The sequence below is a fragment of the Aeromonas sp. L_1B5_3 genome (assembly GCF_963866575.1).
In the GTDB taxonomy this organism is placed as follows: Bacteria; Pseudomonadota; Gammaproteobacteria; order Enterobacterales; family Aeromonadaceae; genus Aeromonas; species Aeromonas jandaei.
Genome location: NZ_CAWMDN010000001.1, coordinates 59,803 through 83,321 on the forward strand (window position 1 = coordinate 59,803; position 23,519 = coordinate 83,321).

Sequence of the window (23,519 nt, forward strand, 5' to 3'; positions counted from 1 at the left end):
ATAAGAACAAAATGGCTGTTAAAAAAGCATTGGTGTTGAGTTGCCTGCTGGGCGCCAGTTTCCTGGCCCAGGCGGCCCCTGCCTCTTTTGTGGTGCAAGATATCCAGGTCGAAGGTTTGCAACGGGTGACCCTGGGTGCGGCACTGTTGAACCTGCCGATCCGGGTTGGCGACTCTGTCGACTCCGTCGCATTGGCGAATGCCATCAAGAAGCTCTACTCCTCGGGCAACTTCGAGGATGTGAAGGTCTACCGCGATGGTCAGGTGCTGCAGGTGATGGTCAAGGAGCGTCCGACCATCTCCAGCATCGAGTTCTCCGGCAACAAGGATATCAAAGAGGAGCAGCTGACCCAGAGTCTGGAGTCCTCCGGCATCCGTGTCGGCGACCCGCTGGATCGCACCGTGCTTACCTCCCTCGAAAAAGGGTTGGAAGATTTCTACTATGGCGTGGGCAAGTACTCCGCCAAGGTCAAGGCTATCGTCACCCCGCTGCCGCGCAACCGGGTAGACCTGAAGTTCACCTTCGTCGAAGGTCAGGCTGCCAAGATTCAGCAGATCAACATCGTCGGCAACAGCGTCTTCCCGGAAGACAAGCTGATTGCCCAGCTCTCCCTGCGTGACGAAGTGCCCTGGTGGAACTTCACCGCGGATCAGCGTTATCAGAAGCAGAAGCTGGCCGGTGATATCGAAACCCTGCGCTCCTACTACATGGACCGCGGTTATATCCGTTTCCAGCAGGAGTCCACCCAGGTCTCCATGACCCCGGACAAGAAGGGCGTTTACGTCACCCTCAATATCAAGGAAGGGGATCAGTACAAGGTCTCCGGCGTCCAGCTGAAGGGCGATCTGATCGATCGCGGCGGCGAGATGAAGGGGCTGGTCCCCATCGAAGCGGGCAGCACCTACTCTGCAAGCCAGGTCACCCACACCGAAGAGGTGCTTTCCAAGTTCCTCGGTCGTTATGGTTACGCCTATCCGAAAGTGGTCACTTTCCCGCAGATCAACGACAAGACCAAGGAAGTCGAGCTCATCGTCAACGTTGAGCCGGGTCCGCGCGTCTATGTGCGCAACATCAACTTCACCGGCAACGCCACCACCGAAGATCAGGTGCTGCGCCGCGAGATGCGCCAGATGGAGGGGACCTGGCTCTCTTCCGACAACATCGAGCAGTCCAAGAGCCGCCTCAACCGCCTCGGCTACTTCGAGAGCGTGGAAGTGGACACCAAGCGGGTGCCGGGCAACGAGGATCTGGTCGATCTCGACTTCAAGGTCAAAGAGCAGCCGGCCGGCTCCATCAACGCGGGTGTGGGTTACGGTACCGAATCGGGCCTGAGCCTGCAGGCGGGGATCTCCCAGGACAACTTCATGGGAACCGGCAAGAAAGTTGCCATCAATGCCAGCACCAACGACTACTCCAAGAACGTTGACCTGAGCTACAACGACCCCTATTTCACCGTCGATGGCGTCAGCCTGGGTGGCCGTGTCTACTATAACCAGTTCCGTGCCGATGATGCGGATATCGTTGATTACGAAAACGAAACCATCGGTTTCCGTCTCTCCAGCGGCTTCCCGGTCAACGAGTTCAACCGTCTCGACTTCAGTACCGGTGTCGAGAGCACCAAGCTGAGCCGTCCGTCATTCAATGCCCAGAACTATCAGGAGTGTCTGAAAGACAACCCCGATACCGATGGCAACACCTACTGCTGGGATCAGTGGAACGACAACCGCCAGTCGGTGCAGATGGATCAGTTCTGGAACCTCTACTCGCAGGATGGCTCCAACCTCGACTTCGTGACCGTCGATGTGACCGCTGGCTGGACCCGCTCCACCCTGAACAAGGGGATGTTCCCGACCGCCGGTGATCGCCAGCGTTTAAACGCCAAGGTGACCGTGCCGGGCATGGAGCTGCAGTACTACAAGCTCTCTGCCGAAGATGCCCACTACTTCCCGCTCGATGCGGATCACAGCTGGGTAGTGATCGGCAAGGGGCGCGTCTCCTACGGCAATGGCTATGGCAATGACTCCATGCTCCCCTTCTTCGAAAACTACTACGCCGGTGGTTTCGATACGGTGCGTGGCTTCAAGAGCAATACCATTGGTCCCAAGGCGATCTACAAGACCTATAACAAGCCGGGTACCGGAACCTGTACCGGCAATCAGCCGTGTGAGACCGGGTATTACGAAGGTTCCGACACCTCGGTCGGTGGCAATGCACTGGCGGTGGCCTCGTTCGAACTGGTCTTCCCGACCCCGTTCGTCTCCGAGACCTACCGTCCGCAGATCCGCTCTACCGCCTTTATCGATGCCGGTACTGTCTGGAGCACCGATTTTGCCAATGGTGCCTACCCCTGCGCTGCAGGCTCGGATTGCAACTACTTGAGCCAGGACTACTCCAATCCGGGCAATATCCGGGTCTCTGCCGGTGTCTCCCTGCAGTGGCTCTCGCCGATGGGCCCGCTGGTATTCGCACTGGCCAAGCCGATCAAGAAATATGAGGGTGACCGTACCGAGTTCTTCTCGTTCAACATCGGCCGTACCTTCTGATGAGTGTTTCACCCCCACCCATGCGGTGGGGGTATTCAATGATGGGACGCGCAGCTTGCGTGCCTCACCAGGTAACAAGACGGTGTCAATGCCGCTTGCATAATCGGGTAAATCAGGTAGCCCTCGCCATGAGGGAACAAGGAGTAAGTGTGAATAAAGCGTTGAAAGTAGCTGGTTTGAGCTTTGCACTGATGGCTGCCGGCATGGGTTCTGCCTTCGCTGAGACCAAGATTGCCGTGGTCGACATGGGCGAAGTTTTCCAAAAGCTGCCCCAGCGTGAAGCCGTTGCCGCCAAGCTGAAAGGCGAATTCGAGCCGCGCATGCGCGAGCTGCAGAAGCTGGAACAGGAAGGCCAGAAGCTGGTCGAGAAGTTCCGCAAGGATGAAGCCTTCATGAGCGCCGAGCAGAAGAAGCAGAGCCAGGAGAAGCTGGCCAAGCTGCAGATGGAGTTCAACCAGAAGCGCCAGGCATTCGAGCAGGACAACGGCCGTCGTCAGTCTGAAGAGCGCAACAAGATCCTGACCAAGGTGCAAGCTGCCATCGACTCCATCGCCAAGAGCAATGGTTACGATCTGGTGCTGGAGCGTAACGCCGCCCCGTATGCCGCCAGCAAGCTGGACATCTCCGGCCAGGTTATTTCTCAGGTAAGCAAGAGCAACTAATTGATGGCATTTACTCTCGCACAGCTGGCCCAGCAACTGGGGGCCCAGGTCCATGGCGACGGAACCCTGGAAATCCGCAAGGTAGCGACACTGGAAAAGGCCGGGGAGGGTGAGATTACCTTCCTGTCCAACAAGAAGTACCGCTCTTATCTGGAGCAGAGCAAGGCGACTGCCGTGCTCATCACTGAGGCGGATCTCCCTTTCTGTCCTACCAATGCGCTGGTGCTCAAGGATCCCTACGTGGGTTTTGCCCGGGTAGCCCAACTGCTGGACACCACCCCGCAGCCGGCCATGGATATCCATCCGAGTGCCGTCATCGCGGCCGACGTCCAGCTGGGCGAGAGAGTGGCCATCGGTGCCAATGCAGTGATCGAATCCGGCGTCGTGCTGGGTGACGATGTCCGTATTGGCCCGGGTTGTTTCGTTGGCAAGAATACCCGGCTGGGAGCTCGCTCCCGGCTGTGGGCCAACGTCACCCTCTATCACAATGTAACCATGGGTACCGACTGTCTGGTTCAATCCGGCACAGTGATCGGTGCCGATGGTTTCGGTTATGCCAACGAGCGTGGCGAGTGGATCAAGATCCCCCAGCTCGGCGGCGTGACCATTGGCAACCGGGTCGAGATCGGTGCCTGCACCACCATCGACCGCGGTGCGCTGGAAGATACCCGCATCGCTGACAACGTTATCATCGACAACCAGTGCCAGATCGCCCACAACGTCGAGATCGGCTACGGCACCGCCGTGGCGGGCTCCACCGTGATGGCAGGTAGTCTCAAGGTCGGCAAATACTGTATCATTGGCGGCGCTTCCGTCTTTAACGGGCATATGGAGATCTGCGACCAGGCCACCGTCACCGGTATGGCCATGGTGATGCGACCCATTACCGAGCCCGGTGTCTACTCTTCCGGCATCCCTCTGCAAACCAATAAAGAGTGGCGCAAGACCGCCGCCCGGGTGATGCGTATCGAAGAGATGCACAAGCGGTTAAGCAAGCTTGAGAAGAAGCTGGATCAAGAATAATCACGATTGGTATAGGGTACTGTTTTGACTACTGAAAAGAAGAGCCTGGGCATCCAGGAAATCATGGATCTGCTGCCCCACCGTTATCCGTTCCTGATGGTGGATCGTGTAGACGACTACGAGATCAGCGATGAGCGTAAAACCCTGCGCGCCATCAAGAACGTCTCCTTCAACGAGCCGATCTTCCAGGGACACTTCCCGGCCAAGCCGGTGTTCCCGGGCGTACTGATCCTGGAAGCGATGGCGCAGGCCACCGGTATCCTGGCCTTTACCATGGTGGGCAAGCCGTCCCCCAATGAACTCTATTACTTTGCCTCAATCGACAACGCTCGCTTCAAGCGTCCAGTCGGCCCCGGTGACCAGCTGGTGCTCGACGTGGAGTTCCTGAAAGAGCGTCGCGGTATTGCCAAGTTCACCGGTGTCGCCACCGTCGACGGTGAAGTGGTCTGTACCGCCGAGCTGATGTGCGCCAAACGCGAGGTTTAACACACGTGATCGACCAGACTGCCACCATTCACGATACTGCTATCGTCCATGAGTCTGCCGTGATCGGTAAAGGGGTTGAAATCGGCCCCTTTTCTGTCATCGGCGCCGAGGTAGAAATCGGCGACAACACCTGGGTGGGCTCCCACGTGGTGATCAAGGGCCCGACCAAGATTGGTCGCGGCAACAAGATCTTCCAGCACACCTCCATCGGTGAGGATTGCCAGGACAAGAAGTACGCCGGTGAGCGCACCTTCCTCGAGATTGGCGACAACAACGTCTTTCGCGAGAACTGCACCGTGCACCGCGGCACCATCCAGGATCAGAGCCTGACCAAGGTCGGTAGCGGCAACCTGTTCATGGTCAACGTTCACGTTGCCCACGACTGCATCATCGGTGACAACTGCATTTTCGCCAACAACGCGACCCTGGCGGGCCACGTGGTGATCGGCGATTTCGTGATCTTCGGTGGTCTCTCTGCCATTCACCAGTTTGGCCGTGTCGGTTCCCACGCCTTCGTCGGTGGCTGTGCCGCCCTGAACAAGGATGTGCCGCCCTACGTGATGGCAGCAGGCAACTACGCCAAGCCGTTCGGGGTAAACTCCGAAGGTCTGCGTCGCCGCGGTTTCAGCGCCGAGGCTATCTCCGCCGTCAAGCGTGCCTACAAAGAGATCTTCCGCTCTGGCAAGACCATCGAAGAGGTGCTGCCGGTGCTGATCGAGATGGCGCAAGCCGAGCCGGCCGTCCAGCTCTATGTGGACTTCCTCAAAGACAACGAGCGCGGGATCATCCGTGCCTGATCCGGTTCGTATCGGTATCGTCGCCGGAGAGGTCTCCGGCGACATTCTGGCTGCCGGTCTGGTGCGCGAGCTCCAAGTCCGCTACCCGGACGCGCAGTTCGAAGGGATCGCCGGGCCGCGCATGCAGGCTCTGGGCGTCAAGGCCCTGTTCGAGATGGAAGAGCTCTCCGTCATGGGGATCACCGAGGTGCTGGGGCGTCTGCCGCGTATCTTCAAGGTTCGTCGCGAACTGCTGCGCCACTTCATCGCCAATCCACCCGATATCTTCATCGGTGTGGATGCACCGGATTTCAATATCGGGGTGGAGCTGAAACTGCGCCGCGCCGGTATCAAGACGGTTCACTATGTCAGCCCCTCGGTGTGGGCATGGCGTCAGAACCGCATTCACAAGATCAAGGCCGCCACCGACATGGTGCTTGCCTTCCTGCCGTTCGAGAAAGCTTTCTACGACCGTTTCGAGGCCCCTTGCCGTTTTGTCGGCCACACCATGGCGGATGACATTCCGCTGGTGCCGGATCAGGCTGCCGTGCGTCGTAATCTCGGGATCGATGCCAACCGCCGCTGGTTGGCGGTACTGCCGGGCAGCCGCACGGCGGAAGTGGGCTTTATGTCCCCTCTGTTTCTCGAAGCGTGCAAACACCTGACGGTGCGCTATCCGGATCTCGGCTTCATCGTGCCGCTGGTCAACCAGAAACGGCGTGAGCAATTCATGGCCATCAAGGCCGAAGTGGCGCCGGATCTCGAGATGGTGCTGCTGGAAGGGCAGGGACGCGAGGCGATGATCGCCGCCGACGTGGTGATGCTCGCTTCCGGTACGGCGGCGCTCGAAGCCATGCTGGTGAAAAAGCCGATGGTGGTGGGTTACAAGCTCAAGCCCTTCAGCTACTGGCTGGCCCAGCGGCTGGTGAAGACCGAATTTGTTTCCCTGCCCAACCTGCTGGCCGGGCGCATGCTGGTGCCTGAACTCATCCAGCACGAGTGCACCCCGGAGAATCTGGTGGAAGAGGTGAGCAAATATTTCGAGCACGACAACAGTGCGCTGGTCAACACCTTCACCGAGCTCCATCAACTCATTCGCTGCAACGCCGATCTGCAGGCTGCCGAGGCGGTAGCCGAGCTGCTCGGCAGGTAGCAGCGGTAGGTTCGATTAGCCGCGCTGCGGCGTAATCGGACGATCGCGTCACTGTGTCACCGAACGCTCACCTAACTAATAGATGCCCAGGGAACGTTCGAATACGCTTCGCTATTCGAACCTACCTTCCTTGTTTTGATTCAAGGCTACAAGATGATGATCGATATTCCTGACGACAAGCTGGTTGCCGGTGTGGACGAAGTGGGCCGCGGCCCGCTGGTGGGTGACGTGGTCACCGCCGCGGTCATTCTCGACCCGGCCAATCCGATTGCCGGGCTGGCGGACTCCAAGAAGCTCTCCGAGAAGAAGCGCCTCGCTCTGTTTGACGAGATTAAGGAGAAGGCGCTGGCCTTCGCCATCGGCCGAGCCACCCCGGAGGAGATCGACGATCTCAACATCCTGCATGCCACCATGCTGGCGATGCAGCGCGCCGTAGCGGGGCTGAAGGTGACGCCCGAGCTGGTCTTTATCGATGGTAACCGCTGTCCTGCTCTGCCGATGGAGGCGCGTGCCGTGGTCAAGGGCGATAGTCTGGTGGCCGCCATCAGCGCCGCCTCGATCCTCGCCAAGGTGACCCGTGATGCGGAGATGACCGAGCTGGACAGCCGTCATCCCGAGTACGGTTTTGCCCGCCACAAGGGTTATCCGACTGCGGAGCACCTCGCCATTCTGGCCGAGCGCGGCCCGCTGCCGGAGTATCGCAAAAGCTTCAAGCCGGTGCGCCGCGCACTGGGGCTCGAATAATCCATGCTGATCTGTCGGAACGATTTCTGCCTTGGCTGGTTCTGCTTGCGTAATGAGAGGGCATGACGATGGCTGACCCCCGTTTTATCCATTTGCGAGTCCACACCGACTTCTCCATGGTGGATGGACTGCAGAAGATCAATCCCATCGTCGGGGCTGCCGCGGCCGACAACATGCCGGCGATTGCCCTGACCGACCAGATGAATATGTGCGGTCTGGTGCGCTTCTATGGCGCCGCCCACGGCAAGGGGATCAAACCCATCGTCGGTGCCGACTTCTGGGTGCAGAGTGACGAGCTCGGTGACGAGCAGTTCCGCCTCACCCTGCTTGCCATGGACAACGAGGGCTACCAGAACATCACCCTGCTCATCTCCCGTGGTTATCAGCGCGGCCATGTGCAGGGGCGTCCGGTCATCGACAAGGCCTGGCTTGCCGAACACGCCAAGGGGGTGATCGTCCTCTCCGGCGGGCGCGAGGGGGATGTGGGCAAGTTCCTGCTCAAGGGCAACCGTCAGATGACCGAGCAGTGCGTCGCCTTCTATCAGACCCACTTCCCGGATTCCTATTACCTCGAGCTGCTGCGCACCGGCCGCTCTGACGAGGAGGTCTACCTGCACATGGCGGTGGCCATTGCCACCGAGTTCGAGCTGCCGGTAGTGGCCACCAACGAGGTGGTGTTCCTCAACGCCGATGATTTCGACGCCCACGAGATCCGGGTCGCCATCCACGATGGCTATACCCTGATGGACAAGCGCCGTCCCCGTCGCTACAGCCCGCAGCAGTATCTGCGCAGTCAGGAGGAGATGTGCGAGCTGTTTGCCGACATCCCCGAGGCGCTGGAGAACACGGTGGAGATCGCCAAGCGCTGCAACGTGACGGTGCGTCTCGGTGAATATTTCCTGCCCAACTTCCCGACCGGCGACATGACCACCGAAGATTTTCTGGTGGCCAAATCGAAAGAGGGTCTGGAGGAGCGTCTCGAGTTCCTGTTCCCGGATCCGGCGGTGCGGGCCGAGCGCCGTCCCGAGTATGACGAGCGTCTCGACATCGAGCTGAAAGTAATCAACCAGATGGGCTTCCCGGGTTACTTCCTCATCGTGATGGAGTTTATCCAGTGGTCCAAGGACAACGGTATACCCGTTGGCCCGGGCCGTGGTTCGGGTGCAGGCTCTCTGGTGGCCTACGCCCTCAAGATCACCGACCTCGACCCGCTGGAATTTGACCTGCTGTTCGAACGTTTCTTGAACCCCGAGCGGGTATCCATGCCCGACTTCGACGTCGACTTCTGCATGGATCGGCGCGACGAGGTGATCGAGCACGTCTCCGATATGTATGGTCGGGAGGCGGTGTCACAGATCATCACCTTCGGCAGCATGGCGGCCAAGGCGGTGGTGCGGGACGTGGGCCGGGTGCTGGGCCACGCCTACGGTTTTGTCGATCGCATCTCCAAGCTGATCCCGCCGGATCCCGGCATGACGCTGGCCAAGGCGTTCGAGGCCGAGCCCAAGCTGCCCGAGCTCTACGAGCAGGATGAGGAGGTCAAAGACCTCATCGATATGGCCCGCCGGCTCGAAGGGGTAGTGCGCAACGCCGGTAAACACGCCGGTGGCGTGGTGATCGCGCCCACCAAGATCACCGACTTTGCGCCGCTCTACTGCGATGACGAGGGTCATCACCCGGTCACCCAGTTCGACAAGAACGACGTGGAATATGCCGGTCTGGTGAAGTTCGACTTCCTCGGTCTGCGAACGCTCACCATCATCGACTGGGCGCTCGGCATGATTAACCCGCGTCTGGCCAAAGAGGGCAAGCCACCGGTCGACATCGCCGCCATCCCAATCGATGACAAGCGGTCGTTCGACCTGCTGCAGCGCTACGAGACCACCGCGGTGTTCCAGCTTGAATCCCGCGGCATGAAGGATCTCATCAAGCGGCTGCAGCCCGACTGCTTCGAAGACATGATCGCACTGGTGGCCCTGTTCCGACCGGGCCCGCTCCAGTCAGGCATGGTGGATAACTTCATCGACCGTAAACACGGCAATGAAGCCATCTCCTACCCGGACGAGAAGTGGCAGCACGAGAGCCTCAAGCCCATCCTCGAACCCACCTACGGCATCATCCTCTATCAGGAGCAGGTGATGCAGATTGCCCAGACGCTGGCGGGCTATACGCTCGGTGGCGCGGACATGCTGCGCCGGGCGATGGGTAAGAAAAAGCCCGAGGAGATGGCCAAGCAGCGAGCCGGTTTCGAAGAGGGCGCCATCAAAAATGGCGTCGACGGCGAACTGGCGATGAAGATCTTTGATTTGGTGGAGAAGTTTGCGGGCTACGGCTTCAACAAGTCACACTCCGCCGCCTATGCGCTGGTCTCCTACCAGACTCTCTGGCTCAAGACCCACTTCCCGGCCGAGTTCATGGCGGCGGTCATGACCGCCGATATGGACAACACCGACAAGATCGTGACCTTGGTGGACGAGTGCCAGCGGATGGGGCTCACCGTGATCCCGCCGGACGTCAATACCGGCCGCTACCGCTTCAGCGTCAATGAAGATGGTCACATCGTCTACGGGATCGGCGCGGTGAAAGGGGTCGGTGAAGGCCCTATCGACGCGATTCTGGACGCGCGGGATCGGGACGGCCCGTTCCGCGACCTGTTCGACTTCTGCAACCGGGTCGACATCAAGAAGCTCAACAAGCGGGTGATGGAGAAGCTTATTCTCTCCGGTGCCATGGATCGGCTCGGCCCCCACCGCGCCGCCCTGATGGCGACCCTGGAGGAGGCGATGCGCGCCGCCGAGCAGCACGCCAAGGCGCAGGCGGTGGGGCAGGTCGACATGTTCGGCGTGCTCACCGAGGAGATCGACGATGTCAAGAAGGCGTTCGCCAACGTGCCGCACTGGCCTGACAAGGTGTGGCTGGAAGGGGAGCGCGAGACCCTCGGGCTCTATCTCACCGGCCACCCGATCAACCAGTACAGCGGCGAGCTGCGTCGTTATACGTCGGGCCGGTTGTGCGATCTGCATCCTACTTCCCGCGATACGGTGACCACGGCGGCGGGGCTGGTGATTGCCGCCCGCAGCATGGTGACCAAGCGCGGCAACAAGATGGGGATCTTCACTCTGGACGACCGCTCCGGCCGTCTCGATGTGACACTTTTCAGCGAAGCGCTGGAAAAGTACGAAGAGTTGATGCAAAAAGACCGTATTTTGGTGGTTTCTGGACAGGTCAGCTTTGATGACTTCTCCGGTGGCCTTAAAATGTCGGCCCGTGAATTACTGGATATCAACGATGCGAGGGAGCGTTTTGCCAGAGCAATTCGCATCTCCCTTGATGAACAGCGTATCGATGATCGTTTTTTTCCGCGTTTGTGCGAGATTTTGGAGCCCGCCCGTGCCGGAGTCTGTCCGGTTCAGGTAAACTATCGTCGCCCCGGTTCCCGGGTGCGATTGACGCTCGGTACCGAGTGGCGGGTGACGCCCACCGATCAACTGTTAGATGACTTGCGCGTCCTGCTTGGGCGAGAGCGGGTCGAGTTGGTTTTTGATTAGAGGTTCTAAGGCCCTATGAGTCTTTTTCTGGATTTTGAACAGCCGATTGCCGAGTTGCAGGCGCAGATTGATGAACTCAAACATGTGAGTGAAGGCAATCGTGCCGTGGATCTTAAAGACGAGATCCATCGGCTGGAGAAGAAAAACGAAGAGCTGACCAAGAAGATCTTCGGTGATCTGGGTGCCTGGCAGGTATCCCAGATGGCGCGTCATCCCCAGCGCCCTTACACCCTCGACTACCTCGAGCACATCTTCACCGATTTTGACGAGCTGGCCGGCGATCGCGCCTACGCCGACGACAAGGCCATCGTGGGCGGTATCGCCCGTCTCGACGGCGAGCCGGTGATGGTGATTGGTCACCAGAAGGGTCGCGAGACCAAGGAGAAGATCAAGCGCAACTTCGGCATGCCGCGCCCGGAAGGGTACCGCAAGGCCTTGCGCCTGATGGAGATGGCCGAGCGCTTCAAGATGCCGATCATCACCTTTATCGACACTCCGGGCGCCTACCCGGGCGTGGGTGCCGAGGAGCGTGGCCAGTCCGAAGCGATTGCCCGCAACCTGAAGGTGATGGCCGGTCTGACCGTGCCGGTAGTCTGCACCGTGATCGGTGAAGGCGGCTCCGGCGGCGCACTGGCTATCGGCGTGGGCGACCGCGTCAACATGCTGCAGTACTCCACCTACTCCGTCATCTCGCCGGAAGGGTGTGCTTCCATCCTGTGGAAGAGTGCCGACAAGGCCTCCGTGGCGGCCGATGCGATGGGCATTACTGCCCAGCGTCTGAAAGAGCTCAAGCTCATCGACTCCATCGTCGAGGAGCCGCTTGGCGGCGCTCACCGCGATGTCGCCAAGATGGCCAAAAACCTCAAGGCGCGCATCAAGCAGGATCTGGATGCCCTGCGTCCGCTCGATAGCGAGCAGCTGCTGGAGCAGCGTTACCAGCGTCTGCTGGGCTACGGTTACTGCTAAGTCCACTCGCTCTGCACCAAGCCCCCGTCGATACGGGGGCTTTTGTTTTATAGCCCTGTAACAAGCTGTCAGGTGTGCTTCTGAGCGCCGGTTGGAGGCAACAAAAAAGCGCCCCGGGTGAGCGGGGCGCTTTTACCAAGATTGACTCGATTACAGCTCAATCTCGTCGGTCAGACCTTCATAGGCGATATCGATTGATTGCAGCTCCTTCTGCAGGCGGTGCTTGTCTTTCAACGCCTCAATCTCGCGCCATTTGCGTTTTTTTCCCGTTGTCCCGCGGCTACGTGAACCGAGCTCAACTACCTCGTCATAATCGAAGTTGAACATTTCCATGGCTCCCTCCTTGGTTTTTATCGTTTTCACCAACCGTATAACATAACGAGGTTGAAAATAAAACGTTTTCGTTACAGCTCTATGACCGTGCTAAAAGTCGGGTACAAAAAAACCGGGCTCCCCTGAGAGGGCCCGGTTTTTCGTAGAAAAATTAACCGATTACAGGCGGCCAGCCAGCATGGTTTCCAGCTTGCCCTGGTCGATGGCAAACATGCGGATACCTTCGCCCAGCTTCTCGTGAGCCATGGCGTCCTGGTTCAGCTCCCAGCGGAATTCGGCTTCGGTCATCGGGGTCGGTTTGGCCTTGCGCTCACCGGTGTAGTCCAGTTTGCGTACCACGGCCCCTTCGGTCTTGCTCAGCTCTTCCAGCAGGGCCGGGCCAATGGTCAGGCGATCGCAACCGGCCAGTTCCAGGATCTCGCCGGTATTGCGGAAGCTGGCGCCCATCACGACGGTCGGGTAGTCGTGCTGCTTGTAGTAGTTGTAGATGGAGGTGACGGAGACCACGCCCGGATCTTCGCTGGCGGTGTAATCACGGCCATTTTTAGCCTTGTACCAGTCGAGGATGCGACCCACGAACGGGGAGATCAGGAAGGCACCGGCTTCGGCACAGGCACGGGCCTGGGCGAAGGAGAACAGCAGGGTCAGGTTGCACTGGATACCCTCTTTCTCCAGCACTTCGGCGGCACGGATCCCTTCCCAGGTGGAGGCCAGTTTGATCAGGATGCGGTCGTTGCTGATGCCGGCTTCGTTGTAGAGACGGATCAGTTTGCGGGCCTTGGCGATGCTGGCGTCGGTATCGAAGGAGAGACGGGCATCCACTTCGGTGGAGATGCGGCCCGGAACGATCTTCAGCACTTCCAGACCGATGTTGACTGCCAGCTTGTCGCCCGCGTCGATGATTTGCTGTGCCTTGTCCTGGCTCTGGGATTTGGCCCACTTGATGGCGTCTTCGATCAGCGGCGCGTACTCGGGGATCTCGGAGGCTTTCAGAACCAGAGAGGGGTTGGTGGTGGCGTCGATGGGCTGATAGCGTTTGATCGCTTCGATATCGCCGGTGTCGGCAACAACAGTGGTCAGGGCTTTCAGCTGGGTTAATTTATCGGCCATAGCGAATGTCATCTCTTAATGAGGGAGTAATCCCTGGGTTGCGGGCTTGAGACGGTGGTTCTGAAATAAAATTACAGGATCTTGATGCCTCAGGCTCAGAAAAGCGCGATGGGTATGACCCATCATCATTGCCTGCCTAATTAATACTTATGTGGTGCTTCCTGCAATAGGGGCACTTGGCTGTTAAATATTCAGGCTGTTGAGAAGTTCCGTTTTAATGCGCAAAACATACTGATTAATAAGGTTTTTTATATTTTTCGGCAGACTGTTTCCGGTTTGCCGCCAAGCCATTTTTTTTAGCCAATATTCATATTTGCGTAGCCGATCACATAAATTGTTGAGTTGCATACTTGAAATTTTCTTACAGCGAAAACGTTTTGCGAAATATCCCCTCTTGAAAGCCGTTTCATGCAAGCGTTTGCCTGTTTCTGACGGAGAGAAATAGGCCGGCAGAAAAATACTCCTATGGAGCTATATTCGCGTTTGTCTGATTAAATTATTGGATTTGTTGAAAGTTTGCGATTTAAATGGAGCTTTAGTGGCGTTTTCCGTTCGTTTTTTGTGTCCAGAGTGATCGGGATCACTATTCCGGGTTCTTCCGCTGTGCTAGATTCCGCCCCTTTAGCGACACAATAATTAAACAACAGACAGAACGCGGCCTGTGTACGCAGATTTGCACTGGCCATGGATGTGAATAACAACGAGAGAATTATGGACACCTTGATTGCGATGCTAAACGACCTGATGTGGGGAGCCGTGCTCATCTACCTGCTCATCGGGGTCGGTATCTTCTTCACCTTCCGCCTGGGTTTTATCCAGATCCGCCACTTCGGGCACATGTTCTCCGTGCTGAAAAACAGCCGCAAATCGGACAACGCCGGCATCTCCTCCTTCCAGGCACTCTGCACCAGCCTTGCCGCCCGGGTCGGTACCGGCAATCTGGCCGGTGTGGCCGTTGCCATCTATCTGGGTGGCCCCGGCGCCATCTTCTGGATGTGGCTGATCGCCTTTATCGGTATGTCGACCGCCTTCGTCGAAAGCACTCTGGCCCAGCTCTACAAGGTCAAGGATGAGGATGGCAACTACCGTGGCGGCCCTGCCTACTACATGGAAAAGGGGCTTGGCATGCGCTGGATGGGGGTGCTCTTTTCGCTCTGCCTCATTCTGGCGTTTGGTCTGGTGTTCAATGCGGTGCAGGCCAACTCCATCAGCCTAGCGATGAAGGTGGCCTTCGGCATTCCTGACTGGGTCAGCGGTCTGGCACTGGTGGCGCTCTCCGGTCTCATCATCTTCGGCGGCATTCGCGGCATCGCCCGTTTTGCCGAGCTGGTGGTACCCTTTATGGCGCTGGCCTACATCCTGCTGGCGCTGGTCATCGTAGCCATGAACATCAGCGAGCTGCCCCACGTGATGATGCTGATCTTCAAATCTGCCTTCGGCATTGAGCAGGCAGGTTCGGGGGCGCTGGGCTATGCCATCTCCCAGGCGATGATCAACGGTATCAAGCGCGGTCTCTTCTCCAACGAAGCGGGGATGGGCTCGGCCCCCAACGCAGCAGCCACTGCCACACCCTATCCGCCGCACCCGGCCTCACAGGGCTATGTGCAGATGCTGGGGGTCTTTATGGACACCATCATCATCTGCACCTGTACCGCAGCCATCATCCTGATGTCAGGCCAGTTTGAGCCGGGCTCCGGTGTGACCGGGGTGGAGCTGACCCAGCGTGCGCTCTCCTCCCAGATTGGTCATGGCGGTAATATCTTTATTGCGGCGGCCATCTTCTTCTTCGCCTTTACCTCCATCGTGGCGAACTACTCCTATGCCGAGACCAACCTGGTGTTCCTCGAGCACAACCACAAGGGCGGCCTGATGCTGTTCCGGATGTTTGTGCTGGGGATGGTGATGTTCGGCTCGGTAGGAGAGCTGCCGACTGTCTGGGCGATGGCGGATGTCTCCATGGGGCTGATGGCTATCGTCAACCTGGTGGCCATCCTGCTGCTCTCCGGCGTTGCTATCAAGCTGGCGAAGGATTACAACGACCAGCTCAGGCTGGGCAAGGTGCCTACCTTTGATGCCAACAAGTACCCCGAGATCCGCTCCCAGCTGGAAGAGGGTATCTGGGATAATCCCGTCAAAAAGTAATCCGTGTTGCATGATGTGAAAGAGAGGGGAGCCGGTGGCTCCCCTCTCTTTTTATGCCTTGTGTGATGCGCTTATGGCTGGCGATCCCAGCTCTGGCAAATCTGGCGCACTCGCCGTTTCAGCTGTCGCTGGCAGCGTTTCTGCTGATGGGGGGTGAGTGGCCCGTAACGCCAGCGCCGGTAGAGCCAGGCCGCCTGCAGCAAGGGGCGGGATAGAACAGGGCGCAGCGTTGCCAGTCGTTCACACCACTGGCCCAGCGTCTCGCCTGCTTGCACTGTGCAGCCGGCCGCGTTGCCCCGGCGCAGCAGTGGCTGCCAGATCCGCAGGGTTGCGGGGGCGCGGGCAGGCCAGAGGAGCGGCAGGCTGACCATCAGAGCGACCAGCAGCAAACTGAGCAGGATAAGCCAGGGGATCTGCCCGGCCAGCGATGGCCAGCGCAGCGCAACCTGTTGCCAGAGCTGGCTGGCATCGTGCCCCAATACCCAGCGACTCCACTGGTAGTCGAGATTGTTGCCCCACCAGCGCAACTGGTTGAGCAGGGCCCAGTTGCGATAGCGCTGCAAAGAGAGGGGGTCGGCGGCGGCAAACTGCTCGCCGAGTGCCTGCACCATATTGCCTTCGATCCGCTCCGGTGCGACGGCTGCGGTCGGGTCGATGCGCTGCCAATGCTGCTGCCGGTCGAGATACTCCACCCAGGCGTGGGCATCGAACTGGCGGACCGCCAGATAGCTGCCCTGCGGATTCCACTCGCCACCGAGATAGCCGGTCACCAGTCGTGCCGGAATACCGGCTGCCCGCAGCACAAAGGCAGTAGCCATGGCGTAGTGGCCACAAAATCCCCGCCGGGTATCGAACAGAAAATCGTCCACACCATCCGGGCCAAGCCGTGGCGGTGTCAGAGTATAGGTGTAAGGCTGGCTGCGAAATCGGGTCATCAGGGCCCCGACCAGCGAGCTCGGTTCGGGATAACGGGTGGCAAGCTCCCGGGCATAGGCCCGCGCCTGCGGATTGCCTTCGGCAGGTAGCTGGAGGTTGCTCTGCTGTTCACGCTCTGTAGCATCGGGGAGAGTCGCTGTGCTGACCCGATAGCGGATGGCCAGCTCGTTGCTTCCCTGTCGATAGAGGGTCGCGATCGGAGTGGCTTGTACCGGCCCCACCACCACACGGGGTGCCGTCATGGCGAAGGCCCAGCGATGGCGTTGTGACTCTGCGAGCACTTCATAGCTCCCCGCGGGCAGCGGGCTATCTGATAGCGTGGATGTCACGTTCAGCAAGGGGACTGTTTGCTGCCATCTTTTCACCTCGGCGCTCAGTTGCCAGCGCCGTCCGTCAAAATACTCCTGCCGCATGACCGGAAAGTAGCGCTCCTGCGCAGGGGGCGGGCCATCGGCAAAGGTGACGCGAAACACCAGCTCGGAGGAGCTGACCAGTTCGTTGATGTCGCCGGGGGCCACCTCTTCCGAGAGGCCTGTCAGGGCTCGGCTTGCGGTGGGCATCTGCCAGAGCGGTGGCAACCTTGGCAGCACGATAAAGAGGGTCAGCAGCAGGGGAAGGGCGAGCAGCAGGGCGCCGCCCGCGCTGCACCATGGACGCTTCTGCTGCGGGGCCGCGGCATTGACCAGTGCAGTGACTGCCAGCCAGAGCGAGAGTGCCAGCAACAGCGCCCAGCCGATGCTCTGGCGCTGCACCAGTGCCAGCGCAATCAGAAAGAAGGCGAGCAGCAGCACCTGTTCGACATCACGATCGCGCCTAACCTCGATGAGCTTGAGGCTATAGCCGAGCCAGAGCAGGTTGACCAGCGCGGGCAGGGTGCCCAATCCCCGCCACTGCAGCAGGAGCATCAGCAAACTGCCGATGGCCAGTATCGCCAGCACTCGTGCCGGTGGAGGACGCCATCCGCGCCACAGCATCATGGCGCGGGTAAACAGGGTGATGGCGCCCACCGCCATGACCCAGAGCTGTAGCTGGGGCCAGAGCGCGGCAATGAGCAGCAACTGTTGCAGGGCGGTGAGGGGCAGCAGACGCCGGTTATCGAGCAGCATCCGTTCTGCCCTCGTCTGCCGGGTTATCCAGTTGCGCCAGTGCCAGCAGGCAGCGCTGCACAAATGCGGGACCGCTATCAGGCCCCAACGTCTCTCGAGCCAGCGTCAGGGAGAAGGGGTGCCCCTGTTTGCCATAGTCGCAGCACCACCAAGCTAGTACCGCCAGCCGCTGCTCCAGATCGCCACCTGCTACCCGCGAGAGGCTGAGATGGTGGCCAGCCCGATGCGGCTCACAAAACTGTTTGCTGAGCAGGCCGCGCCCCTGTGCCAGTTGCTTCCAGGCGATCCGGCTCATGGCTTCGCCCTGCTGATGGGCCCGCAAGGTATCAAAGTCGCCAATGGCGGCTGGCAGCATATCCCCTTGCTGCTCATCGGCCGTGGTGCTCTCACCCTCCCGCAGCGGGCCATGGACAGCCTTGGGGTAGACCCATCCCTCAAGTTGCAGATCCGGCAACGACCAGCAGCGAAAGAGGCCGAGGGGATAGCGGCTCTCGACTTTAAGCCGGCCAAGGGGGAGGCGACCGCGGCGCCGACCCGTGATCGGCAACAGCAGGTCGAGGGGCGTGGAGCCTATCTCGGCCTGCCAGAGCGCGCCATCACCAAGGGTGAACTGAACGCCGTAGAGCGGGCGCGGGCTCTGTACCCGTATTCTGATGGGGAGCTGGCTGCCCGCCTCGCCGGTAGCTGTGGGCCCGCCCATCAAGGCCAGACCCAGCAAGTTGCGATGGGTGAGCCACATGGCCGTCATAAACAGGCTGCCGAGGCAGTAGGCGACCAGCAGCACCAGATTGTTCTGGTAGTTGGTGCCGAGCAGGTAGATGGCAAGCAGTACCAGCAGATAGAGCAACCCCATGCGGGTGGGCAGGATGAAGAGGCTGCGCGGCCCCAGCGTGATCTGGCGTGCCGGAGGGATGCGGCGATCAAGCCAGCGCAGCTGCCAGCGATCCCTTAGCCGGCGCCAGTCAGTCATGGCCGATCCGGATCGACGCTGGCCAGCAGCCGCTGGCTCAGGGGGCAGGCTTCGCCGTGCTGCACGCCAAAGCTGCCCCGCAGCCGATGCTCCGCCACATAGGGAAAGACCGCCTGCACATCCTCCACCGTGACGAAGCGTCGTCCGGCCACCAGCGCCCAAGCCCGGCTCACCATCAGCAGGGTCTGTGCCGCCCGGGGGGAGAGGGGCTGTGGCAGCTCGCCATCAAACCGGCTCTGCTGTACCAGTGCCAGCAGGTAGTCGAGGGTGGCATCAGATAGGTGAATGGCCTCGGCTTCGGCTTGCAACAGAGCCAGGGCATCGGCGTCCAGCAGGCAGGGGAGAGGCTGGCTCAGCTGCTGGCCACGCAGTAGTCTGCGCTCCGCCTCGCGAGGAGGGAAACCGAGTGAAAGCCGCACGGCAAACCGGTCGAGCTGGGATTCGGGCAGGGGATAAGTACCCGCCTGATCGGCCGGGTTCTGGGTGGCGATGACGAAGAAGGGAGTTGGCAGCGGGTGAGTGTGGCCCTCGATGCTCACCTTCTGCTCGGCCATCGCCTCCAGCAGCGCGCTCTGCACCTTGGGGCTGGCGCGGTTGATCTCGTCGGCCAGCAGCACCTGGGTGAAGATGGGGCCGGGGTGAAAGGTGAAGTGCTGCTGGCGGGGATCAAAGATCTGCAAGCCCAGCAAATCGGCGGGTAGCAGATCGGCGGTAAACTGCATCCGGCGGCAGTTCAGTCCCAATACCTGTGCCAGCGCCTGAGCCAGAGTGGTCTTGCCCATGCCGGGCAGATCCTCGATCAGCAGGTGGCCACGGGCTAGCAGGGTGACCAGTGCAACCTTGAGCTGCAGCGGTTTACCCAGAATCACCTGTTCCAGCGCTGTCAGCACCGCCGTGATCTGTTCCTGTGATTTCACTACTCCTCCCGCTTTCGGTTTGCCCGTATCTTGCTTCTCTGTTTTGGCACCTACAGCTTATACGCCAGTCGATCAGGGCGGGCTCAGTACGCCGTAAAACCATTGAAATGACCCGTTTTTTCAATGACTTCACACCGACTTCACAGTTGTTCACGCTCAGCTCACCAAGCGTCCTTATGATGCACTTCTCAACTCACCACAAGACAGATGTCATGAAACAACCAAAAACTCTCTCGCTGCTGACGCTGGGTTCCCTGCTGATCTCTTCATTCGCTTCTGCCGCGCAGGATGTTCCGCTCGCTACCATCGTGGACGGCACCATTCAACCCGTGCTCAAGGAGTACCGGATCCCGGGAATGGCGGTTGCCGTACTGAAAGATGGCAAGGCCCACTACTTCAACTATGGCGTTGCCAACCGGGAGAGCGGTCAGCGCGTCAGCGAGCAGACCCTGTTCGAGATTGGTTCGGTCAGCAAGACCTATACCTCCACCCTCGGCGCCTACGCCGTGGTCAAGGGGGGCTTCAAGATCGATGACAAGGTGAGCCGGCACGCGCCCTGGCTCAAGGGCTCCGCCTTTGATGGCATCACCATGGCCGAGCTCGCCACCTACAGCGCAGGCGGCTTGCCCCTGCAGTTCCCCGATGAGGTGGAATCGGTCGAGCAGATGCAGGCTTACTATCGCCAGTGGACGCCGGCCTATCAGCCGGGCAGCCATCGCCAGTACTCCAACCCCAGCATCGGTCTGTTCGGCTATCTGGCGGCGAGCAGCCTGCAGCAGCCATTTGCCCGCTTGATGGGGCAGACCTTGCTGCCTGGGCTGGGTATGCACCACACCTATCTCGAGGTGCCGAAGCAGGCCATGGGGGACTACGCCTATGGCTATTCGAAAGAGGACAAGCCCATCAGGGTCAATCCCGGCATGCTGGCCGACGAGGCCTACGGCATCAAGACCAGCTCGGCGGATCTGCTCGCCTTCGTGAAGGCCAATATCAGCGGGGTTGATGACAAGGCGTTGCAGCAGGCCATCTCCCTGACCCACCAAGGGCGCTACTCGGTAGGCGAGATGACCCAGGGACTGGGCTGGGAGAGTTACGCCTATCCCGTCAGCGAGCAGACGCTGCTGGCGGGCAACTCCTCGGCGGTGATTTACAATGCCAACCCGGTCAAACCTGTTGCCGCGTCCCAAGAGACGGGGGGGGCGCGACTCTACAACAAGACCGGCTCGACCAACGGCTTTGGTGCCTATGTTGCCTTTGTCCCGGCCAAGGGGATTGGCATCGTCATGCTGGCCAACCGCAACTATCCCAATGATGCCCGGGTCAAGGCGGCTTACGCCATTTTGAGCAAGCTGGCCGACTGATCACGGGGATAGCGTTTTACCGTAAGCAAGTGCGCCGGGATTGCCCGGCGCACTTTTTATCGCGTTTATTTTTACTCAGCTCATAGTTCTCTACTGCCCGGCGGCTTGTCCATTCAGTTGCCTTAATCGCACATTGTCAGAAACAATATTTCCATTTTGGAATGTATCGATCGCCATCTCTTCACTAGGTGTGGTGGTAGGCCCCCCCTATAGTGCTCCGCATAGTCACTTGCTTGCCTGCTGTTTGCCGCGCTTTTGGCAGAACAGGGGACAGATTTCTGTTACGGAGCCTCCATGAGAACTTTTCTGCTGTGCGCCTTCCTGATGATCATCCTCTATCCGGTCGGCATCGATCTCTATCTGGTCGCCGTCCCCCGGATTGCCGAGAGCCTGCAGGCCAATGAGGCGCAGATCCACACCGCCTTCTCCATCTATCTCTTTGGCATGGCAGCCACTGTCCTGTTGGGAGGCATGATTGCCGATCGTTATGGGCGTCGTCCCGTGGTGCTGGGTGGTGCCATCATATTTCTTGCCGCCTCGCTGGTGGCAGCCCATTCAACCGATGTCACCCAGTTTTATCTGGGGCGATTCTGGCAGGGGGTCGGGGCGGGGGCACTCTATATCATGACTTTTACCGTGTTACGGGATGTGCTGAGCGAAGAGCGGCTGGCGATGGCACTCTCCATGATCAACGGGGTTATCTGCGTCATTCCGGTACTGGCGCCGGTGTTGGGCTACCTCATCCTCTCCCGTTTTCAATGGCAGGGGATCTTCGTCACGATGGCTCTGGTGGCGGCATTGACCGGTCTGATCAACTTCCTGCTGCTCAGGGAGACCCGGCCGACAAACAGGCAGGAGAGTGCCGGCAGTTTGCCTTTTGCCTTGTTGCGCTCCCCGCGCTTTATGCTGATTTCGCTGCTGACCAGCACCAGCGTGACTGCCATTCTGGTCTACGTCAGTGTCTCTCCCCTGATCCTGATGCAGGAGTATGGGTTCTCCCCCGAGCAGTACTCCGTCGTCATGATGGTGATGGCGGGAGTGAGCATGTCGACCTCCTTCCTGACGCCTCTGCTGTTGCGCTGGCTGGGTAAACAGCGAGTGCTGGCGCTCTCCCATCTTGCCTACCTGCTGGCGGCATGCCTGCTGCTGGGTAGCTGGTTGCGGGGCAATGATGTCGCACTGCTGCTGGCCGGCTTTGCACTGGTCTGTGTCGGCTTCTCCTGCGGCTTCGGGGTGGCCATGGGGAAAGCGCTGGATGGCTGCCAGCACAATGTGGCCTTCGCCAGTGCGGTGCTCTGCGTCATGCAGATCAGCCTGTCCGGTCTCTATATTTGGCTGACGGGGCAGTTGGGCTTTTCCCCGCTGGCTATGCTTTTCTGCTCCCTGCTGCTGACGCTGCTCAGTTACCTGGGAGTGAAAGGGCTGGTACCATGGCTTGCTGTTCGCGAAGCGCAATCGCGGGGATAAACGGGAATGAGGAGGGATATGCGTACGTTGGTTGAGCTCGATCTGAACCTGCTGATTGTCTTCAAGTATCTGATGCAGGAGCGCAGTGTCGCCGGTGCTGCCAAGAGGCTCTGCGTCACCCCGTCGGCGGTCAGCAAGGCGTTGGCCAAGCTGCGGGAGTGGTTTGACGATCCCCTCTTTGTCCGGGTACGACAGGGGTTGCAGCCGACCAATCTCTCCCTGACGCTGGAAGAGGAGCTCAAGGTCTGGTATCAGCTGACCGACAGCATCACCTCGCTCAATAGCGAGGCGATCCCTGATGGCGCCCGCTTCAGTCTGGTGATGGAGTCCCCCTTCTACATCAGTTTCCTGAGTGATCTGCCGATGACCATCTACGAAAAGTACCCCAACTCGGTGGTCAGGATGCTGGGTTGGGATCATCACTCGCTCAACGACATCGTCAATGGCGATGCCGATCTCGGTTTCTGTGCCCGGGAGACCTATTCCCGCTCCCGGGCCAAGGTCAACCGGCTGCCCTATTACATCGATCACGAAGTGCTGTTCAGCGATCGGCCAGTCGCTTTTCTGCGCAAGGATCACCCCCTGCTGCAGCAGAAGTGGTCGCTGGAGAATTTTCTGGCTTGTCCCCAGGTCAGCATGGTGTGGGAAGCGAACGATACCTGGGCCCTCGACAGTCTGCTGGAGGAAGAGGGGCTGAAGCGGGAGGTGCCCATCATGGTCTCCAGCTTCGAGCAGGCACTGCATATTGCTGCCCAGTCAAGTCACGAGCTTATCGCTGTGGCGCCCTCCTACTGCGGGGGGTATGCAGCCAGGCACCATGCCAACCTCATTGCCATGCCGTTGCCACTGCCGGAGAAACTCTATCAGCAGCTGGAGATCGCTTTTATCCTGCTCTGGCACAAGCGGCACAATCAGGATGCCAAGGTAATGTGGCTGCGCAACGAGATAAGGCGGCTCTACAATCGCGAGTCGGAACAATCGAATGGATAAAAACCGGAGCGTTTGCTCCGGTTTTTTTATGCGCGCTGAATAGCTGATACTGATAAAAATGTATTTATATTGATACATTCTCTTAACACTGATTCCGTAATGGAACGTTCTGACTTCCTGTTTTGCTATAGACTCTATACCTCCCTCTGTTAGATACTGCCACTTATAATAAACGCCTCTGCATTGCACTGAAAATATTGTTTTCTGTGTATGCCAGAGGCTACGCAGTAATTACAATGTTAATAATATTGACTTGTTTGACATTATTGCCCTGTTTTACATCTGG

At 59.3% G+C, this 23,519-nt stretch carries 18 protein-coding genes; 13 read left to right on the plus strand and 5 right to left on the minus strand.

The window, feature by feature from the left end; translation table 11 throughout:
* Nucleotides 1-11: 11 nt before the first annotated feature.
* The 9 genes from bamA (at nucleotide 12) to accA (ending at nucleotide 11,901) form a co-directional block, all read left to right on the plus strand.
* On the plus strand, nucleotides 12-2,543 hold the full coding sequence (gene bamA / locus AACR93_RS00315; RefSeq protein ID WP_043849327.1) for an outer membrane protein assembly factor BamA: 2,532 nt from the start codon (nucleotides 12-14) through the stop codon (nucleotides 2,541-2,543).
* A gap of 149 nt (nucleotides 2,544-2,692) precedes the next feature.
* Nucleotides 2,693-3,205 carry an OmpH family outer membrane protein gene (locus AACR93_RS00320; protein WP_033116088.1) on the plus strand — a complete coding sequence of 171 codons (513 nt, stop codon included), beginning with the start codon at nucleotides 2,693-2,695 and terminating at the stop codon, nucleotides 3,203-3,205.
* 3 nt (nucleotides 3,206-3,208) lie between these two features.
* Nucleotides 3,209-4,228 (plus strand): UDP-3-O-(3-hydroxymyristoyl)glucosamine N-acyltransferase, encoded by a 1,020-nt coding sequence (gene lpxD, locus AACR93_RS00325; protein ID WP_005343790.1) that lies wholly within the window; start codon nucleotides 3,209-3,211, stop codon nucleotides 4,226-4,228.
* Nucleotides 4,229-4,252: 24 nt separating this feature from the next.
* A complete protein-coding gene (fabZ, locus tag AACR93_RS00330; RefSeq protein ID WP_005338559.1) occupies nucleotides 4,253-4,714 on the plus strand; it encodes a 3-hydroxyacyl-ACP dehydratase FabZ in 462 nt (153 codons plus the stop codon).
* A gap of 5 nt (nucleotides 4,715-4,719) precedes the next feature.
* Entirely contained in the window at nucleotides 4,720-5,511 is a 792-nt protein-coding gene (gene lpxA / locus AACR93_RS00335; RefSeq protein WP_042030265.1) for an acyl-ACP--UDP-N-acetylglucosamine O-acyltransferase, read from the plus strand.
* Nucleotides 5,504-6,643, plus strand: a complete 1,140-nt coding sequence (lpxB, locus tag AACR93_RS00340; protein WP_043849328.1) for a lipid-A-disaccharide synthase — start codon at nucleotides 5,504-5,506, stop codon at nucleotides 6,641-6,643. The genes lpxA and lpxB overlap by 8 nt, the downstream gene beginning before the upstream one ends.
* A 153-nt stretch (nucleotides 6,644-6,796) precedes the next feature.
* Nucleotides 6,797-7,387: a ribonuclease HII gene (gene rnhB / locus AACR93_RS00345; protein ID WP_043849329.1), complete on the plus strand. Its 591-nt coding sequence runs from the start codon at nucleotides 6,797-6,799 to the stop codon at nucleotides 7,385-7,387.
* A 68-nt stretch (nucleotides 7,388-7,455) separates the two neighbouring features.
* Nucleotides 7,456-10,935 carry a DNA polymerase III subunit alpha gene (gene dnaE, locus AACR93_RS00350; RefSeq protein WP_043849417.1) on the plus strand — a complete coding sequence of 1,160 codons (3,480 nt, stop codon included), beginning with the start codon at nucleotides 7,456-7,458 and terminating at the stop codon, nucleotides 10,933-10,935.
* A 15-nt stretch (nucleotides 10,936-10,950) separates the two neighbouring features.
* Nucleotides 10,951-11,901: an acetyl-CoA carboxylase carboxyl transferase subunit alpha gene (gene accA / locus AACR93_RS00355; protein WP_033116084.1), complete on the plus strand. Its 951-nt coding sequence runs from the start codon at nucleotides 10,951-10,953 to the stop codon at nucleotides 11,899-11,901.
* A gap of 150 nt (nucleotides 11,902-12,051) precedes the next feature.
* On the opposite strand, the gene AACR93_RS00360 is transcribed toward accA, so the two are convergent.
* Together AACR93_RS00360 and tal are read right to left on the minus strand one after the other, a co-directional pair.
* On the minus strand, nucleotides 12,052-12,234 hold the full coding sequence (locus tag AACR93_RS00360; protein ID WP_005338547.1) for a DUF3545 family protein: 183 nt from the start codon (nucleotides 12,232-12,234) through the stop codon (nucleotides 12,052-12,054).
* 159 nt (nucleotides 12,235-12,393) lie between these two features.
* Nucleotides 12,394-13,344, minus strand: coding sequence for a transaldolase (gene tal / locus AACR93_RS00365; RefSeq protein ID WP_043849330.1), 951 nt, complete (start codon nucleotides 13,342-13,344; stop codon nucleotides 12,394-12,396).
* Nucleotides 13,345-14,055: 711 nt separating this feature from the next.
* Between tal and AACR93_RS00370 the strand changes: the two genes are divergently transcribed.
* On the plus strand, nucleotides 14,056-15,486 hold the full coding sequence (locus AACR93_RS00370; RefSeq protein ID WP_041208088.1) for an alanine/glycine:cation symporter family protein: 1,431 nt from the start codon (nucleotides 14,056-14,058) through the stop codon (nucleotides 15,484-15,486).
* Between the two features lie 71 nt (nucleotides 15,487-15,557).
* On the opposite strand, the gene AACR93_RS00375 is transcribed toward AACR93_RS00370, so the two are convergent.
* The 3 genes from AACR93_RS00375 to AACR93_RS00385 are packed head-to-tail and all read right to left on the minus strand — an operon-like array spanning nucleotide 15,558 to nucleotide 19,415.
* A complete protein-coding gene (locus AACR93_RS00375; RefSeq protein ID WP_043849331.1) occupies nucleotides 15,558-17,528 on the minus strand; it encodes a transglutaminase TgpA family protein in 1,971 nt (656 codons plus the stop codon).
* A complete protein-coding gene (locus AACR93_RS00380; RefSeq protein WP_043849332.1) occupies nucleotides 17,515-18,498 on the minus strand; it encodes a DUF58 domain-containing protein in 984 nt (327 codons plus the stop codon). The genes AACR93_RS00375 and AACR93_RS00380 overlap by 14 nt, the downstream gene beginning before the upstream one ends.
* On the minus strand, nucleotides 18,495-19,415 hold the full coding sequence (locus tag AACR93_RS00385) for an AAA family ATPase (protein WP_043849333.1): 921 nt from the start codon (nucleotides 19,413-19,415) through the stop codon (nucleotides 18,495-18,497). The genes AACR93_RS00380 and AACR93_RS00385 overlap by 4 nt, the downstream gene beginning before the upstream one ends.
* Before the next feature lie 212 nt (nucleotides 19,416-19,627).
* On the opposite strand from AACR93_RS00385, the gene ampC reads away from it, so the two are divergent.
* The 3 genes from ampC to yidZ all read left to right on the plus strand — a co-directional run bounded on the left by ampC (nucleotide 19,628) and on the right by yidZ (nucleotide 23,233).
* Entirely contained in the window at nucleotides 19,628-20,776 is a 1,149-nt protein-coding gene (gene ampC, locus AACR93_RS00390) for an FOX/MOX family class C beta-lactamase (protein ID WP_043849334.1), read from the plus strand.
* 294 nt (nucleotides 20,777-21,070) lie between these two features.
* Nucleotides 21,071-22,243, plus strand: coding sequence for an MdtL family multidrug efflux MFS transporter (locus AACR93_RS00395; protein WP_043849335.1), 1,173 nt, complete (start codon nucleotides 21,071-21,073; stop codon nucleotides 22,241-22,243).
* Between the two features lie 18 nt (nucleotides 22,244-22,261).
* Nucleotides 22,262-23,233 carry an HTH-type transcriptional regulator YidZ gene (gene yidZ / locus AACR93_RS00400; RefSeq protein ID WP_043849336.1) on the plus strand — a complete coding sequence of 324 codons (972 nt, stop codon included), beginning with the start codon at nucleotides 22,262-22,264 and terminating at the stop codon, nucleotides 23,231-23,233.
* Nucleotides 23,234-23,519 lie beyond the last annotated feature (286 nt).

Excerpts from the sequence above, each read along its gene's own strand:
- bamA (WP_043849327.1), top strand. The coding sequence starts at position 12 with ATGGCTGTTAAAAAAGCATTGGTGTTGAGTTGCCTGCTGGGCGCCAGT.
- lpxD (WP_005343790.1), top strand. The coding sequence starts at position 3,209 with ATGGCATTTACTCTCGCACAGCTGGCCCAGCAACTGGGGGCCCAGGTC.
- rnhB (WP_043849329.1), top strand. The coding sequence starts at position 6,797 with ATGATGATCGATATTCCTGACGACAAGCTGGTTGCCGGTGTGGACGAA.
- dnaE (WP_043849417.1), top strand. The coding sequence starts at position 7,456 with ATGGCTGACCCCCGTTTTATCCATTTGCGAGTCCACACCGACTTCTCC.
- accA (WP_033116084.1), top strand. The coding sequence starts at position 10,951 with ATGAGTCTTTTTCTGGATTTTGAACAGCCGATTGCCGAGTTGCAGGCG.
- AACR93_RS00360 (WP_005338547.1), bottom strand. The coding sequence starts at position 12,234 with ATGGAAATGTTCAACTTCGATTATGACGAGGTAGTTGAGCTCGGTTCA.
- tal (WP_043849330.1), bottom strand. The coding sequence starts at position 13,344 with ATGGCCGATAAATTAACCCAGCTGAAAGCCCTGACCACTGTTGTTGCC.
- AACR93_RS00370 (WP_041208088.1), top strand. The coding sequence starts at position 14,056 with ATGGACACCTTGATTGCGATGCTAAACGACCTGATGTGGGGAGCCGTG.
- AACR93_RS00375 (WP_043849331.1), bottom strand. The coding sequence starts at position 17,528 with ATGCTGCTCGATAACCGGCGTCTGCTGCCCCTCACCGCCCTGCAACAG.
- AACR93_RS00380 (WP_043849332.1), bottom strand. The coding sequence starts at position 18,498 with ATGACTGACTGGCGCCGGCTAAGGGATCGCTGGCAGCTGCGCTGGCTT.
- ampC (WP_043849334.1), top strand. The coding sequence starts at position 19,628 with ATGAAACAACCAAAAACTCTCTCGCTGCTGACGCTGGGTTCCCTGCTG.
- AACR93_RS00395 (WP_043849335.1), top strand. The coding sequence starts at position 21,071 with ATGAGAACTTTTCTGCTGTGCGCCTTCCTGATGATCATCCTCTATCCG.
- yidZ (WP_043849336.1), top strand. The coding sequence starts at position 22,262 with ATGCGTACGTTGGTTGAGCTCGATCTGAACCTGCTGATTGTCTTCAAG.